At 59.7% G+C, this 13,801-nt stretch carries 14 protein-coding genes; 2 read left to right on the top strand and 12 right to left on the bottom strand.

What is annotated here, in order from left to right; genetic code table 11:
* Positions 1-901 precede the first annotated feature (901 nt).
* The 11 genes from M0D67_RS21385 to M0D67_RS21335 form a co-directional block, all read right to left on the bottom strand.
* Positions 902-1,822 carry a glyoxalase gene (locus tag M0D67_RS21385; RefSeq protein WP_171927803.1) on the bottom strand — a complete coding sequence of 307 codons (921 nt, stop codon included), beginning with the start codon at positions 1,820-1,822 and terminating at the stop codon, positions 902-904.
* 55 nt (positions 1,823-1,877) lie between these two features.
* A complete protein-coding gene (locus M0D67_RS21380; protein WP_171927804.1) occupies positions 1,878-2,366 on the bottom strand; it encodes a DoxX family protein in 489 nt (162 codons plus the stop codon).
* The gene (locus tag M0D67_RS21375) at positions 2,323-4,215 is read right to left on the bottom strand and encodes an amidohydrolase (RefSeq protein WP_171927805.1); all 1,893 of its coding nucleotides are present in this window, start codon (positions 4,213-4,215) and stop codon (positions 2,323-2,325) included. The genes M0D67_RS21380 and M0D67_RS21375 overlap by 44 nt, the downstream gene beginning before the upstream one ends.
* The gene (locus M0D67_RS21370; RefSeq protein WP_154562628.1) at positions 4,212-4,499 is read right to left on the bottom strand and encodes a DUF1427 family protein; all 288 of its coding nucleotides are present in this window, start codon (positions 4,497-4,499) and stop codon (positions 4,212-4,214) included. Before M0D67_RS21370 ends, M0D67_RS21375 begins: the two co-directional genes overlap by 4 nt.
* 309 nt (positions 4,500-4,808) lie before the next feature.
* Positions 4,809-5,462 (bottom strand): hydrolase, encoded by a 654-nt coding sequence (locus M0D67_RS21365; RefSeq protein WP_171927806.1) that lies wholly within the window; start codon positions 5,460-5,462, stop codon positions 4,809-4,811.
* 642 nt (positions 5,463-6,104) lie between these two features.
* Complete coding sequence (locus M0D67_RS21360; RefSeq protein ID WP_266239569.1) at positions 6,105-6,452, bottom strand: hypothetical protein; 348 nt, start codon at positions 6,450-6,452, stop codon at positions 6,105-6,107.
* Between the two features lie 109 nt (positions 6,453-6,561).
* Positions 6,562-7,500, bottom strand: coding sequence for a LysR substrate-binding domain-containing protein (locus M0D67_RS21355; RefSeq protein ID WP_171927808.1), 939 nt, complete (start codon positions 7,498-7,500; stop codon positions 6,562-6,564).
* A 462-nt stretch (positions 7,501-7,962) separates the two neighbouring features.
* Positions 7,963-8,739, bottom strand: a complete 777-nt coding sequence (locus M0D67_RS21350; RefSeq protein WP_154562620.1) for an enoyl-CoA hydratase/isomerase family protein — start codon at positions 8,737-8,739, stop codon at positions 7,963-7,965.
* A 251-nt stretch (positions 8,740-8,990) separates the two neighbouring features.
* Positions 8,991-9,806, bottom strand: coding sequence for an alpha/beta fold hydrolase (locus tag M0D67_RS21345; protein WP_154562618.1), 816 nt, complete (start codon positions 9,804-9,806; stop codon positions 8,991-8,993).
* Positions 9,807-9,929: 123 nt separating this feature from the next.
* Positions 9,930-10,472, bottom strand: a complete 543-nt coding sequence (locus M0D67_RS21340; protein WP_171927809.1) for a 2,4'-dihydroxyacetophenone dioxygenase family protein — start codon at positions 10,470-10,472, stop codon at positions 9,930-9,932.
* 43 nt (positions 10,473-10,515) lie between these two features.
* Positions 10,516-11,082, bottom strand: a complete 567-nt coding sequence (locus M0D67_RS21335; protein WP_154562614.1) for a carboxymuconolactone decarboxylase family protein — start codon at positions 11,080-11,082, stop codon at positions 10,516-10,518.
* A 227-nt stretch (positions 11,083-11,309) separates the two neighbouring features.
* Here M0D67_RS21335 and M0D67_RS21330 point away from each other — a divergent pair, with 227 nt between their 5' ends.
* Both M0D67_RS21330 and M0D67_RS21325 read left to right on the top strand, forming a co-directional pair.
* Complete coding sequence (locus M0D67_RS21330; protein ID WP_266239568.1) at positions 11,310-12,041, top strand: MFS transporter; 732 nt, start codon at positions 11,310-11,312, stop codon at positions 12,039-12,041.
* Positions 12,042-12,205: 164 nt separating this feature from the next.
* Positions 12,206-12,514, top strand: a complete 309-nt coding sequence (locus tag M0D67_RS21325; RefSeq protein WP_171927810.1) for a hypothetical protein — start codon at positions 12,206-12,208, stop codon at positions 12,512-12,514.
* 109 nt (positions 12,515-12,623) lie between these two features.
* Here the strand turns inward: M0D67_RS21325 and M0D67_RS21320 are convergent, their stop codons facing one another.
* Positions 12,624-13,394, bottom strand: a complete 771-nt coding sequence (locus M0D67_RS21320; RefSeq protein ID WP_266239567.1) for a TauD/TfdA family dioxygenase — start codon at positions 13,392-13,394, stop codon at positions 12,624-12,626.
* Positions 13,395-13,801 lie beyond the last annotated feature (407 nt).

The following is a 13,801-nucleotide window of genomic DNA, read 5'->3' as shown; positions in this document are numbered from 1 at the left end:
TCATCACGGGAGAAATCCTGCACGTCGACGGCGGCCAGAGCGCCGGCCGCTAAAAACCAAAAAAACCTCGGGCACCGTGAACTGCACCCCAAAAGTTGGACACCCGTCCAACGATTTGGGGTAGTTCACTAAATGGCACGGCGACTTTACGGATTTCATCGGAACTTGCTGGAATACTTCATGGTGCCGGGGACCGGACTTGAACAGTTGGCGCAAAACTAAACCAGCGAACAATCCAATAATTTAGGGCCATATTAAATACCCCAAAAATATCCCCAAAATGGCGTGCTACTTTGGTTCGATTACCGGGTGAGATTCCCACTTCGACGGGAGACAGTGAGGTTCGCAACCGACGGTTTTGGTCAATTGTCGTCGGATGAGTGCGAGCAAGCCTGGACTGCGGAAAAGTCGGCGGACGCGTTAAGAAGGGGAGTGTCGCGTGCTACAGATTTGCTATCAGCAATGGTGGCAATTCATATCTGACAGGCCTCGCGCCTGTCATTCCCTCCCCTAAATTATCGCCGCCGGGGAAGACCCTGCAAAGTGATTTTGAGCGGCTCAGTTCGGCCGATAGTGTTGAAAAAGTCGTGTTTTGGCTCATGACGATGGTTTGAGGCCGAAGTTTATCCAGCAGAGAACAGCGCGACAAAGCTCGGTGTGTTGATATAACCGGCAATCGCAGCCAGAACAGTATCTTCGGATTTCAGCAGACCCTGTGCGGAAAATCCGGGCATGGTCGCCTCGCTATCGGACCCGTCGCCTGCAATCCGTTTCCGGCGCCTCAGCCGCCGGAATCATCTGACCCGGGGACCTCCCGGCGGCGACGTGGCGGGCAATCAAACGAAACCAGCCCGTCCCCGCCTTCTTCCCGGGCTGGGACCGCCGGTACATCCGACCTGGCTCAGTGCGCGACCGCGTGAAGCTCGGCGATGTAACCGCCCGGGAACTGCACGAGCGCGGCGTCGCGGCCACCCGAGGTGAACGGCTGCACGAGTACGGTCGCGCCGGCCGCCTGCGCTTTCTTCAGCGTGTTGGCGAGATCCTTCACCTCGTAGCCGGTCAACTCGTACCCGAACGGGTAAGGCAGATGGCCGTCTGTCACGAGGACGGTGATCTTGCCGAAGCCTGATTCGATCCGGACCCGACGATACGTGTCGGCCGGCCGGCCAATCTCGATGCCCGGTGCGTTGCGGTCATCGGACACGACCTTGCCGTGCGAGAACACGACGAAATCGTGGATGAGCGCTTTCGCGCGCTCCGGCGACACATACACGCGATTTTCCGGCACCGTCTCCAGCGGATCGTAGTACGGCGCCTGCTTGTGCCAGTACAGCTGCATGTGCACACCACCCGGCCACGAGATCAGCGCATCACGCCCGATCGGATCCGGGAACGTGTCCACATATACATCCGCGCCATGCGCCATCGCCGACTTCACCGCCGCATCCATGTCGGTCACGAGATAGCCGGTGCGCTCACTGCCGAACGGGTACGGAACCGGCGTCTTGAAGCCAAATACTGACAACGTGCCGACCGGCGTGAACACGAGCTGCGACATCGTCCGGCTCGGCGTCGGCGTCACCTGGAAGACGCCCCGCTGCGACTTATGGCCGCCAAACGTCGCGACGAAGCTGTCGGTAAACCTGTCGAAGTCCTCGGGCGCGACGTAGACGTGTGTCGTGTCGTACTGCGGCCCTACGGCCAACGACGGCGTCGCCGTGGGCCTGGCTAGCACCGGGGGGCTGGCTAGTGCCAGCGACGAGGCCACGGCGAGCGTGCCCGCGACCAGCGCGGTTACAGCGAGGGAACGGAATTTACGCATGATGTTGAAAGTTCCTCTGTTATGCATGATGGTGAAAGTTCCTCTTTCGGTTTAGCTATGTCTTGCCACGGGACCGGTGTGCGCCGCTCGCCAGATACGTCACGGCAATAAAGGCGGCAATCAGCCCGAGGTGCTCAAAAAACCCGTTCAATGCGATGAAACGTGCATTGCCAGAGAGACTCCAGAAATTGTTGGCGACCAGCATGGCAACGGCGGTCAGTGCGGACAGCCCGCCTGCGCCCAGCCAGACAAGCCGGTTGAAAACCACGCAGAAGGAGCCGCCCAGTTCGACGACAATCGCCAGCGTCGCCCACAGCGCCCCTGGATGCAGGCTGAAATGCTCCTGCTCCAGAATGGCGTCATGGAAATGCGCGAGCTTGTCGATGCCCCCGATCAGATACGCAGACACGAGGGCGAGCCGCGCCAGCGGCAGCACCCACGACCGTGCCAGCAACGCGGCCACCCACGACGGATTTCCCTGTAGCGCGCCTGTCCTCACGTCAGACCGCCCAGCAGGAGCAGCCGAGCGCGCCCCAGAAGCCATGCAGGTCCGAGGTCGGCGCATTGGCCGTCCACGCGCGGGCATGCGCGTGACCGTGCACACCGCATGCCGTCGCACAACCACACGACGCCGCTGCGACCTGCTGCAGCGCCGCTTCGCCGTTGCCGCTCGCGTTCTTCCACCCGGCGAAACCACCAAAGCGACGCACCGGTGACCAGTCCGGCATCGCGGGCGGCGGTGCGCTGTCGTCGAACGACGCGAATTCGCCTGTGCCGTATACCACCTTGCCACCCACCACGGTCAGCAGCGACGTGGTATCGGCAATCTCGCCCTCAGCGCACGCAAAGAAGTCGCGGTCCGGGACGATCAGGTCTGCAAACTGACCTGCCTCGATCCGGCCTTTCTTGCCCTCCTCGTTCGAGAACCAGGTCACATTTTCGGTCCACATGCGCAGGGCTGTTTCGCGATCAAGGCAGTTCCGCTGCGGATACATCCGCAGACCACCCACCGTCTTGCCCGTCACCAGCCACGACAGCGATACCCAAGGGTTGTACGACGCGACCCGTGTTGCGTCCGTACCGGACGAAGTCCGGATTCCCTTCTCCAGCATCTTCGCAACCGGCGGCGTGGCCTCGGCGGCCTTCGCACCGTAGCGCTCTACAAAGTACTCTCCCTGGTACGCCATCCGGTGCTGCACCGCGACGCCACCACCCAGCGCAGCGACTCGGTCCATCGATTTCTCGGAAATCGTCTCGGCGTGATCGAAGAACCAGTTGATGCCGGCAAGCGGCACGTCCCTGTTGACCTTCTCGAACACGTCGAGCGCGCGGCTTATCGTTTCGTCATAGGTCGCATGCATACGCCACGGCCAACGGTTCTCCGCCAGTACGCGCACAACTTCTTCCAGCTCTCCCTCCATCTGCGGGGGCATATCCGGACGTGCGACACGGAAGTCCTCGAAGTCCGCCGCCGAGAACACCAGATTCTCGCCTGCGCCGTTGTGGCGGAAGTAATCGTTACCCTGCTTGTACTTCGACGTCTTCGTCCAGTTCAGGAAGTCTTCCTTCTCCGCCTTCGGCTTCTGCGTGAACAGGTTGTATGCGAGACGGATCGTCAGTTGGCCCTCGTCGGACAGTTTCTGGATCACCTCGTAATCGTCCGGATAGTTCTGGGAGCCGCCGCCCGCGTCGATCGCACCGGTCACGCCCAACCGGTTAAGTTCGCGCATGAAGTGGCGTGTCGAATTCACCTGATAGTCGAACGGCAGCTTCGGACCCTTTGCCAGCGTCGCGTACAGGATCGATGCATTCGGCTGCGCGAGCAGCAGGCCGGTCGGATTGCCGGCGCTGTCTCGCACGATCTGTCCTCCCGGGGGCTCCGGCGTGTCCTTCGTGTAGCCCGCCACGCGCAGAGCCGCCGCATTCAGTAGCGCGCGATCGTACAAATGCAGAATGAACACGGGTGTATCGGGCGCAACCGCATTCAGCTCTTCGATCGTGGGCAAGCGTTTCTCGTCGAATTGATGCTCGGTGAATCCACCCACCACGCGCACCCATTGCGGCGCCGGAGTGACGGCAACCTGCTCGCGCAGCATGTCCATCGCGGTGGCAAGGGAGCGCACGCCATCCCAACGCAGCTCCATGTTGAAGTTCAGTCCGCCGCGAATGATGTGAATGTGGTTGTCGATCAGTCCGGGCAGTACTCTGCGCCCCGTCAGGTCGATCACCCGGGTTGATGACCCTGCGAGCGGCAGAACCTCGACGTCGCTGCCCACCGCAGCAAACTTGCCATCCTTGATCGCAACAGCCGTTGCCGTGGGGTTCGAACGATCCAGCGTCGTCACCCGGCCGTTGTAGAGGATCAGGTCCGGTTGAGTAATGGTAATGCTCATGAGTGTTCCTCCTCGTTGCCATCAAGCCCCCGGTCTGCCTGCAACACGGCATGACCCGACCGGGTGCTGGAAAGACGATCGGTTCCGCTCGCCTGATGCGATAGCGCCGGTGGCGTCGAATAACCTAACAACTGCCTCGCGGAAGGAATCGCCTGCTCGCCGATCAGCATGCCCAGCAGACCCAGCAGTGCGATAAGCGGAGGTGCTGGCGAACGTACATTGATCAGGCTATAGATAATGCCGACCAGGATGCCGGCGCCCAGCGATAACAGATAGAGTTTCATTGGTCCTGCCCTGACGTTGAAATATCGGATTGAAGCGCGCCAGTCGCTCGAGTTAATTACGCAAAGGAGCGAGATCGACTGGCCGCATCACCAATTGCAGATCACGTCAACCTACGATTATTCACAGAAACAATCGGATAACTGATTTAATTGCGCGACGTTAATAATGTTATATATATCGTTATGCTAACTATAAAACAATCACCGTGTTGCTGATCGCTGTCACCGGCAAACCCGCACTTCGATTATCGCCACCGGCTCCACCCCGGCGATAAACGACCAAGGCCGAGCGGGTATGACAAATCTTGTTCAGTGTCCCTCGGAACCGCCGAACATTGTCTTCGCATAGATCAGACCCAGTCCGTAACCGCCGCCATGCGCAACCGAGGTTTTAACTGTTTCATTGTAGGTTTCGGTCCGAGCCCAATCGCGTTGCAACTCGAGCAAATACTGCAGCGACGTCATCGGGCGTGCGCCCTGTTGGACGAGACGATCTAGCGCACGTTGATGCGCTTCGTCCGAAACATCGCCGCACGCATCAGTGATCACGTACACCTCAAACCCCTGATCAAGCGCTGAAAGCGCCGGCCCGACGATACAGACGCTGGTCCAGAGACCCGCCATCACGATGCGTGATTTTCCGATTTCATTTACGCGAGCTGTGATGCGCGGGTCCTCCCACATATTCATGTTAGTCCGATCGATCGCCGTCTGACCAGGAAATGTCGAGCTGATTTCTTCGAAAATCGGACCGGAGAAGACCTTTTCTGCGACAGTAGTCAGAATCGTCGACACGCTAAACTCGCGGGCCGCCTTCGCGACCAATGCGACATTGTTGCGCAGAAGAACCGCATCGATCGACTTCGTCGCGAATGCCATCTGCGACTGATGGTCGATCATTATCAGTGTGTGATCGTTAGGGGACAAAAGAGTCTTTCCGGGCTTCGCTTGTGCTTGGGTCATCTTCAATACTCCAGTCGATTGGGAATGCGCGAAATACTTCGATTGCGCGGTTTGTTGCAATCTCTCGCATGCGTTCTCGTGATGTCACATCCATTTCAGAATTCTCACGATACGCACGATCAGACGGTACACGAACGCAAGCCGGCGGATGATCTCGACGGCGGTCCACCTATTCATCAAGCCGCTCGTGCGTTGAGGAGAAGTTTGGATGACATCATCGGTATTAGCCAATTCGAAATACTTGCAAGGCCGATTACTAGCGCTAATCGATCCGACACGTGAAGCGAACCGCGTACTTATCGCGAGGTGCGCCCGACTGGAGGTTCAAAGCAAGCAAGCGACACGCTTCTTCGGTAATCACTTCAACGAAATCGAAAATCAGCGAATCGCGCTCTTTCAAACGCGAGAACCATTTGAACCGACATCGGCTCCATGTCATTGATGAGCCTATAGTTGATTGTCTGCGGCAATGACGTGAACGGGTTGATCGCACCGGTCACTACTCCAGGTCTCTGTTCGATCAGCGTAGTTCCGGCTTGCGCCTGCAAGTTTTCGTAGACGAAATTTGCCCTGAGGCCGGTGCTTTAGAAATGCGCTACGGTCGATTGGTAGAGAGGAGCATTTGCCCGCGCGCCGAGGTGATCAGACGCTCAGCACAAGGTCGACAAGTTTGAGGCAGTCGACGTTCGCGAGTCGGTGGTGGCTGCGCATCAGCAGCGCACAGTTCGATTCGAGCAGAGGCTCCGTTAGAATCTCCGCATCGTTGAGCACGCTGCCTGCTGGCAAAGATAACCCCAATCGATGCAGTTTTTTTAGCGCGGCGATTTGCTGCGCCGTGTTCATCTCGTGGCGCTCAACCGTGATGGCTAGATATAGCGCCCGAAACCGAATCAACACGAGCGGGATGAACGGCAGATTGGCATCTCCAATGTGGCCAACCGAGATCTTGAAACTCTGATAGCCCGCCGCTTCCCGAATAATCCGTAGCACCTGCTCTACCTGCCGGATGATGGCATCGACGCTGTCGCGTAGTGCTCGCTTGGCAGAGTCAACGTTACTTCACGCCGATCACGGTTGAGCAGGCGCACCTAAATGCTGCCTATCGACTGGAGGCGCGAGGCGCAGTAGCGCGGGTTTGCGCGCAACGCGCTTCTTCAGCCGCCAGATCGAGAAAGTCAAGTATCAGTGAATTGCGTTCGTTTGTGCGCGACAGCATCTGGACCGTTACGGGCTCGAGGCCGTTGATCTGCCGGTAGCGCAAAGTTTTTGGAAGCGACGAGAATAGGTATGTGGTGCCGATCATTGCGCCGAGCCCTTGTTCGATGAGCGTGACGCCAACTTGTACCTGCGTCGTTTCATAGATGAAGTTTGGTGTGAAGCCAGCTTGCTGGAACTGAGCAACCATCGAGTCATAAAGCGGCGCATTGACCGCACGTGCCGAGCCGATCAATCGCTCCTGCGCAAGATCGCAAAGGTTCAGACAGTCGACGTTTGCCAGCCGGTGATCGCTGCGCATCAACAAGACCCAGTCTGCTTCGAACAGCGGCTGAACCAGTACGTCGTCGTTGTCTGGTGCAGTGTCGACCAATACGCCGAAGCCGATGTCGATCTGTTTCTTGGTCAGCGCGGTGATCTGCTGCGCCGTGTTCATCTCGTGGCGCTCTATCGTTATGTCCGGATATAGTGTCTGCAAACGAATGAGCGCAGGCGGAATAAACGGCAGATTCGCGTACTCGACCAGACCGATCGAGAGCCTGGATTCTCGACTGCCTGCGGCATCCTGCGCTTCACGCAACGCGCGCTCAACCTGAGCGAAGATGGCGTCGGCGCTGTTCCGCAGAGCCTCGCCCGAAGCGGTCAGCGTCACGCCGCGCCGGTCGCGGTTCAGTAATTGCGCGCCCACCAGTTCTTCCAGTTTCGCAATCTGCTGGCTAAGCGCAGATTGCGTTATCGACGCGAGGTCGGCCGCCCGGCCGAAATGGAGTTCCCGCGCAAGAATCGAGAAGTAGCGCAGTTGACGCAATTCAATCGCTTTCATGTGGCTCTCGTGTCGAATGTCCGTTGCCAGTCCGGCAGATCGCTGCCGTCCACTGCTTGCGAGTATTGGCCAGGTGCGCCACGCCGCCCCCGGGTATCGAACGTAGAATACGAACGAGGCGCGCCTCTCGCACCGTTGGCCTCGGCGACAGTCAAAGCTGCCGTTCGCCCCGACTAGTCCCCCATCGTCAGCTCAGTAACGGATTGTGGAAAAAGTCTGCCGACGTACGGATTTTTCGGTATCCTGGAAGACATCGATCGACGGGAGTGATTCGTCATGATGGGCGGCGAACAGCACAAACTTTTCTACTCTTCAACATGCGGATCATGAGCTCCGGATCAATCGCGGTGCGAGGCCGCGGTAGGGATCGATCTCGGGCCTGAGCAAGTGCGCCACAACGGTACCCGACAACGCACTCGCCTTCCCATATTTCCGCAAATCGAGAGGTGCCGCTCGTAGCGGTCAGCTCTTCGCCTGCATTGTTTTCACAAGGGCGGCTGCGGAGGCGCCTTCGAGCGACAACCCATAGCCAACTTCCTGCACGATGCGTTGCTTCAAGGGCCAAATAAAGTGTACGCGCGTGTTGCGGCGTGCCACTTCCGGCGCTTTCAAATACTGCCTCGCCAATTCCTGTGCGCGGCCAAGCGCCTGGCCGTCTGGCACGACCTCAGCAACCACCCCCCACTCGCGTGCGACCGCCGCCGTAATCGGCTGCGCGTTGAGCAGGAAAGCTTCTGCCCGTCCCGCTCCCGCGCGATAGCTCCAGGTGGTAAAGATACCGTCGCCAGGCACGACACCCGCAGCATAGTGGCCCATGTCGTGAAAGGATGCGTCTTCTGTTGCCACGATGACGTTGGCCAGCAGAACATACTCCGAGTGGATATGGGCACGCCCCTCGATGGCCGCGATGACTGGCACGCGTATATTGGCGATGTTTTCCAGGACCTGAACGCCTTCGTCATGGATCTGGCTCCAAACGTCGGGATCGGAGACGTCCTTGAAAGATGCCCAGTCAACCCCGGTCATGAAGTCCCCGCCTGCACCCGTGAGGATGACGATCTTGTTCGCCCGGTCCTGCGAAATCCGGTAGAACGCATCAACAACCTCCGTGTGGGCCTCTGCCGTGAAAGTGAGCGGGCCGCCATTGCTATGGAATTGCACGACCAGCACGCCGTCCTCATCCCGCATCAACTTCAGGTTGCGGTAGGCAGTGAAATAGTTTTCCAGATTCGTTTGCATGATGTTCTCCTATGTCCGAACTGACTGAATTATCCCTGCCAGTCTGCAGCGGGCCGACTTCACTAGATACTGTGGAAGGGCTTCTCACCAAGCCCCCTGGAGTAACGCGAGAGTTCGCCGCCTCGCTTTCGAAACACACACAATTGACCGGACGCCTGGCCGGCAAGTACCTTGCCGAACCTTGCATGAGTCCCATCCGCGAGCTGGGAAAGGACCGGCGAGCGACAACCACTCCCGCCTGCTGCTCTGCGTCAGATGAAGAACCCAGCCAACGCGCGAGCCACTGCGACAGCGTCATTTTCCATGGGGATGTGGCCCGCCTTGGGAATCCGGACAAGCTGCGTGTTCGGGATCTCTTTGGCGAAGCGCTCCGCGTGCTCGACGAGCTGGAAGCTGTCGTCTTCGCCCCAGACGAGCAGCTTTGGCGTCTGCGACGCGCGAAGGCGCGGCAACAGCTCCATCGTGTAACGATTGTCCGCCGCACCGGCCAAGGCGATCCACGACCGTGCGACGCGCGGGTCCGTCCAAGGTTCGAGATACTCGGCCACTTCGCTTTCCGTTGTTGGCCTGGCCAGTGCCGTGAGGACTGACTTGCGACGGGCAGCAAGGATATCCTCCGTCGTCGTCGCAGCGGCCACCGCCGGATCGCGGAACCGGGCAACGCCGGGCACTGGCCACGAATCGAACATCACTGCATTGACGAGCGCCAGCTTGCTGACCTCTATCGTTCCATCGACCAGCACCTCCTGCGCAATGCCCCCGCCAATGTCGTGCCCGGCGACGCCTACCGGTCCCGCGATACCGAGCGCATCCAGGAAGCGCGGCAGCCAACCCGCCAAAGCGGGAATCGAGGCATCCGCAATGGTCAGCTCGCCACCCGAGCGGCCGGAACCAGGGAAATCTACCGCGATGGGGCGTAATCCGGCAGCGGCCAGATCGTCGAGTACCGGCTGCCATACGCGGCTCCAATAGGTGCCGTGCAGCAACAACAAGACGGATCCTGCCGGGTCACCGGCGCTCAGGTAGCTGACCGGTACGCCATTCACGTCAACAGTTTTTCGTTCCATGGTGAAAATCCTCCGTTGCAGCCCGTTGTGCCGGGCGATCGAGGTGCGCGGCCTCCGCCGCGCATGGGGCACATCTTCGTTCGTGCTTTCGCGGCATCCGAAGCCCGCAGATAACGAATACGCTTAGCGAATGAACTGCTTTACGTAGTCGGCGCCGAGGCCGATCTCTTCGTAATGCCTGCGAGCCGCTTCGATTTTCGTGAACACATCTTCGTATCCCACTGCTGTGCCTTGGGGATCGACGTAGGTGTACCCGCCCGTAACATGGAACCACGTGATCATCTCAGTTACGTCCTCGGGCACGTACAGGGTGTGCGTCTCGCCTGCCGGCTCGTGTGCGTAGCCACCCTGCTCCGCAACCCAGTCGTGCTCGAGGTAATACCATCTGCCTCGCAGAACGATCGCGTGGACAGGCCCGGTATGACGGTGACGCGAGAGCACGCCGGACTGGCGCACTCTAAGTAGATTGACGTAGTAGCCCTGGCTGGCGCTGAGAAGCAGCGGCTTGAACGAAACAGTCGGCGTCATCGGCACCCAAAGGTTATCGTCCTCCAGCCATTTATCGAGTATGCCCAAGTGCACGATGTCGGGTGACATGTCAGGCGGTTGAGGCAGCTGATAAGGGATAGCACGCTCATCAGGCTTTCTTGCAGTTGTGTTGGTCATGTTACGAGACCTCCAGAAGATATCGACGCATCGAGCGCACGGGTCAGGCGGCGGACTTTACCGGCTTCGTCCACTCGTTGCCCTTCATGAACGGGTCGTACTGCGTATGTACGATGTGGTTCGTATAGTTGCTCATGACCTTCGTGGCAACGCCGAGTATCACTTCAAGCACATTCTGGCGCGTGAAGCCGGCGGCGAGAAATGCCTCGACATCCGCATCAGAAGCAAAGCCGCGTTCGCGTACGACAATCGTCGTGAAGCGATGCAGGGCTTCAAGCTTCGGATCAGGCAGCGGCTCTCCATCGCGCAGCGCGGCGATGACAGCGGGATCCATCTTGATCATCCGGGCAAGTGCCGAATGGCCGGCCATACAGTAATGGCAATTGTTTTCGAAGTTCGAGGTCAGATAGACGACCTGCTGCTCATGCGAGGTAAGCGTACTCCTGGCAAAGAGGTCCCAGAGGGCGGAGTAGCCGGCAAGGAGCTCAGGCGATTCGGCCATGTGAGACTGGAGATTCGGCACAAAGCCAAAGGTCTTTTTCGCGTCTTCCAGGGCGGGTTTCGAAGCGGCCGGTGCGGTCTCAATGGTGTATGACGGGAACGTGCTCATGATCTTCTCCAAACGGGAAATTCGTGGTGAGCAGATGATGCGCGCGGCGTCACGCTGGTAGAAGACCCTCGATACGCATAACATCCATTCCAGGCAGGCATACGACGTCTAACGCCCCCGCCACGCCTGATGTCAGACTGCGCCAGGATGCGGTAGCACATTGAGAAAGGTTGGCTCCAAGCCAGCGCTCCGGAGAAAAATGGGTGGTCTTACCGTCCGGGAACAGAATGGCAGATATCGTCAGCAGTATGCGGATATTCGCCCGCGTGGTCGAAACCGGATCCTTCACCGCCGTCGCGAAAGAAAACAACGTGACGGCTGCGCAGGTTTCGCGCGCAGTCACGGCGCTGGAGCAGCAGTTGCAGACCGTCGTGCTGCATCGCACGACGCGACACCTCTCTGTCACCGAACCCGGTGGACGCTTCTACGAGCGCGCCAAGGCGATTCTCGCAGCCGTCGACTCGGCAACCGACGAGGCTCGCAGCGCAGATTTCGCGGCGGCCGAGACGCGTGGCCGCGTGGTCGGCACGATCATGAGCGGGCTGGTGCTCGGCATTCTGCTCTCGCGTCCGATCTCGAGCTTCATCGCCGCGCAGTTCGGGTGGCGCGCGGTATTCGGCTTCGGCGCAGTCGTGATGACGCTCGTCACGGTGCTGCTGGCACTGACGCTACCGGGCCTCGGCGTGTTCGGGCTCGTCGGCACCGGCGTGCTGCTCGACTTTGCGGTGCAGATGAACCTGGTCCTGGGACAGCGCGAAATTTACCTGCTCGATCCGAAGAGCCGCAACCGTCTGAACTCGATCTACATGACGAGCGTCTTCGTCGGCGGCGCCGCCGGCTCCGCAATCGCGAGCACGCTGTACAGGCACGGCGGCTGGACTTGGGTCGCGGTCGTCGGCATGCTGTTCCCGCTGCTCGCACTCAGCCGATTTCTGTTTGCCGGAAAGCCCGCGCAATGAATAACGACCTCGTTCGAGCGCTACGCAAGGTGCGAGGCCGCGCGTCTGCCCGGTAGCGGTCCTCGTAGCGGGCTGCGCCGCAACGATGCAGGCTTTGCCCGAGGCGCCGCGTGTCGCAAAAGAGATCGGCATCCGGCAATCCATGCCAGCGAGGAAAGCCGGTTATGCCCGTGACGGCATGCTGTGGGCCGCCGCTTGCCGCGATGATGAAGGCGATCCCGGGGCGATCAATCGGCGACAGGAACGGCGACATGAAGGTAGTGGTGGCGAGCGCATCCGGACCCAACGGAAACGGATATGGCCAGTCTCTGGCCTTCTCGGGCGATGGCGCGCCGCTCCGCGGGTTCAGCGACGACGTTGCCGCGTTTCCTCCCGGCCTCGACGGCGTTGGCACGCCGATCCTGAAGCGCGGCATCGCGCCTCTTCCACGTGGCTCCGCGTTTGCTTCCCACGACACGCTGTTCCTGGCGTAGGGCGTGTGACCCGACGACGACGGCGCGCCGCATTGCGCAGAGCGCGCGGCGCGTCGTCGGCAAAATGGAGTATTTCGCGCGGGCCGGCACGCCCACGGGCTGCGGCCCTTCACTTCTGCGCCTTGCCCCAGTACACGCCATCAGCCCGTATCGTCGTTCGATCGAGAATGCGATGCTGATCCACCGAGATCGGCGTAGCCCGGTGGGCAACCCGGAAGTTGTCGGCAATGATGACGTCGCCTTCGCGCCAGTGATGGACGTAAGCGGCACCTGCGCGGGAAAGGTGATCGTTCAGATCGGTCCGCAATGCCATGAACTGTTCAGGCGTATAGCCCACGACGCCGCCGGTAAGACCGACATTGAAATAGATCGACGGCTCGCGTGTCGCAGGATGCCGCATGACGAGCGGATGTCTTATCCCGTTTCGATGCAGCGTGATGAGACCATCGATCGCGGGCTTCCTCTCATCGGGCAAGGCCCTGTACGCCTCCCGCAGATCGGCAAAAAGCGTCTCGCCGCCAATGGCCGGTTGCGCGACCAGATACCAGATCGAGATAGGCGTGGCTTCTGCACGGAACGAGCCGTCGGAATGCCAGTAGCGGCCAACGTTCGTATGGCCTTTAGCGGGGTGGCTGGCCACGCGAAAGATTTGCGGATATTCGGCCAACTGCCCTTCGCCCGACGGAAACGTCTCGAGCGTGCCAAAGACCTCCGAGATCCTGACCTGCCCTGCAGGCGAAAGCTTCTGATTCCGGATGACCAGCAAGCCGTGCTCGAGAAGCGCCGTATGTAACCGATCCACATCGTCTTGCGTCAACGAGGTTAGATCGACCTCATCGACGTGCGCGCCAAAGCCCATATTCATTGCTCTGAACTTCATCGTTCCTCCGATTGTGCTAGCCGTTCCAGGCCTCTGCCGTTTGAATGCAGCCCTGAGCCGACGCAGAACATGCTAGCGAGGAGCAGGTCAGCGAGGTAGTGCCGGGCGCGGCATAAGATTCATTCCAGCAGGCAATGCCGCTCTACAGGGCCGGGCTTCCACCTCAACGGCGCTGGCGCCTCACTCGCCACCTTCGACGATGAAAACGCGGTACTCGGCTCCGGCATGCCGATGCGTTGCCGATGTCATCGCGTGAAGCGAAGCACTCCTCACCCGCTACAACGTGCAGCCAATTTCCTTGTGATGCGCCAGGCCGATTGCGGTCGGAAACAACTTGCGGTTGACCCGCCGAAATGCGAGTGGATGGCGTCGATTCATCGACGGAATCGGGTTGGTACTGCGTTTTA

This window comes from Paraburkholderia sp. SECH4, assembly GCF_030511745.1.
Taxonomy (GTDB): Bacteria; Pseudomonadota; Gammaproteobacteria; order Burkholderiales; family Burkholderiaceae; genus Paraburkholderia; species Paraburkholderia madseniana.
The sequence above is the reverse complement of the archived record's forward strand: the minus strand, read 5'-3'. Positions and strand labels throughout refer to the sequence as shown.

What these genes read in the sequence shown, in the direction of transcription:
- M0D67_RS21385 (WP_171927803.1), bottom strand. Translation starts at nt 1,822, where the DNA reads ATGCGTAAATTCCGTTCCCTCGCTGTAACCGCGCTGGTCGCGGGCACG.
- M0D67_RS21380 (WP_171927804.1), bottom strand. Translation starts at nt 2,366, where the DNA reads ATGGCTTCTGGGGCGCGCTCGGCTGCTCCTGCTGGGCGGTCTGACGTG.
- M0D67_RS21375 (WP_171927805.1), bottom strand. Translation starts at nt 4,215, where the DNA reads ATGAGCATTACCATTACTCAACCGGACCTGATCCTCTACAACGGCCGG.
- M0D67_RS21370 (WP_154562628.1), bottom strand. Translation starts at nt 4,499, where the DNA reads ATGAAACTCTATCTGTTATCGCTGGGCGCCGGCATCCTGGTCGGCATT.
- M0D67_RS21365 (WP_171927806.1), bottom strand. Translation starts at nt 5,462, where the DNA reads ATGACCCAAGCACAAGCGAAGCCCGGAAAGACTCTTTTGTCCCCTAAC.
- M0D67_RS21355 (WP_171927808.1), bottom strand. Translation starts at nt 7,500, where the DNA reads ATGAAAGCGATTGAATTGCGTCAACTGCGCTACTTCTCGATTCTTGCG.
- M0D67_RS21350 (WP_154562620.1), bottom strand. Translation starts at nt 8,739, where the DNA reads ATGCAAACGAATCTGGAAAACTATTTCACTGCCTACCGCAACCTGAAG.
- M0D67_RS21345 (WP_154562618.1), bottom strand. Translation starts at nt 9,806, where the DNA reads ATGGAACGAAAAACTGTTGACGTGAATGGCGTACCGGTCAGCTACCTG.
- M0D67_RS21340 (WP_171927809.1), bottom strand. Translation starts at nt 10,472, where the DNA reads ATGACCAACACAACTGCAAGAAAGCCTGATGAGCGTGCTATCCCTTAT.
- M0D67_RS21335 (WP_154562614.1), bottom strand. Translation starts at nt 11,082, where the DNA reads ATGAGCACGTTCCCGTCATACACCATTGAGACCGCACCGGCCGCTTCG.
- M0D67_RS21330 (WP_266239568.1), top strand. Translation starts at nt 11,310, where the DNA reads ATGGCAGATATCGTCAGCAGTATGCGGATATTCGCCCGCGTGGTCGAA.
- M0D67_RS21325 (WP_171927810.1), top strand. Translation starts at nt 12,206, where the DNA reads ATGCCCGTGACGGCATGCTGTGGGCCGCCGCTTGCCGCGATGATGAAG.
- M0D67_RS21320 (WP_266239567.1), bottom strand. Translation starts at nt 13,394, where the DNA reads ATGAAGTTCAGAGCAATGAATATGGGCTTTGGCGCGCACGTCGATGAG.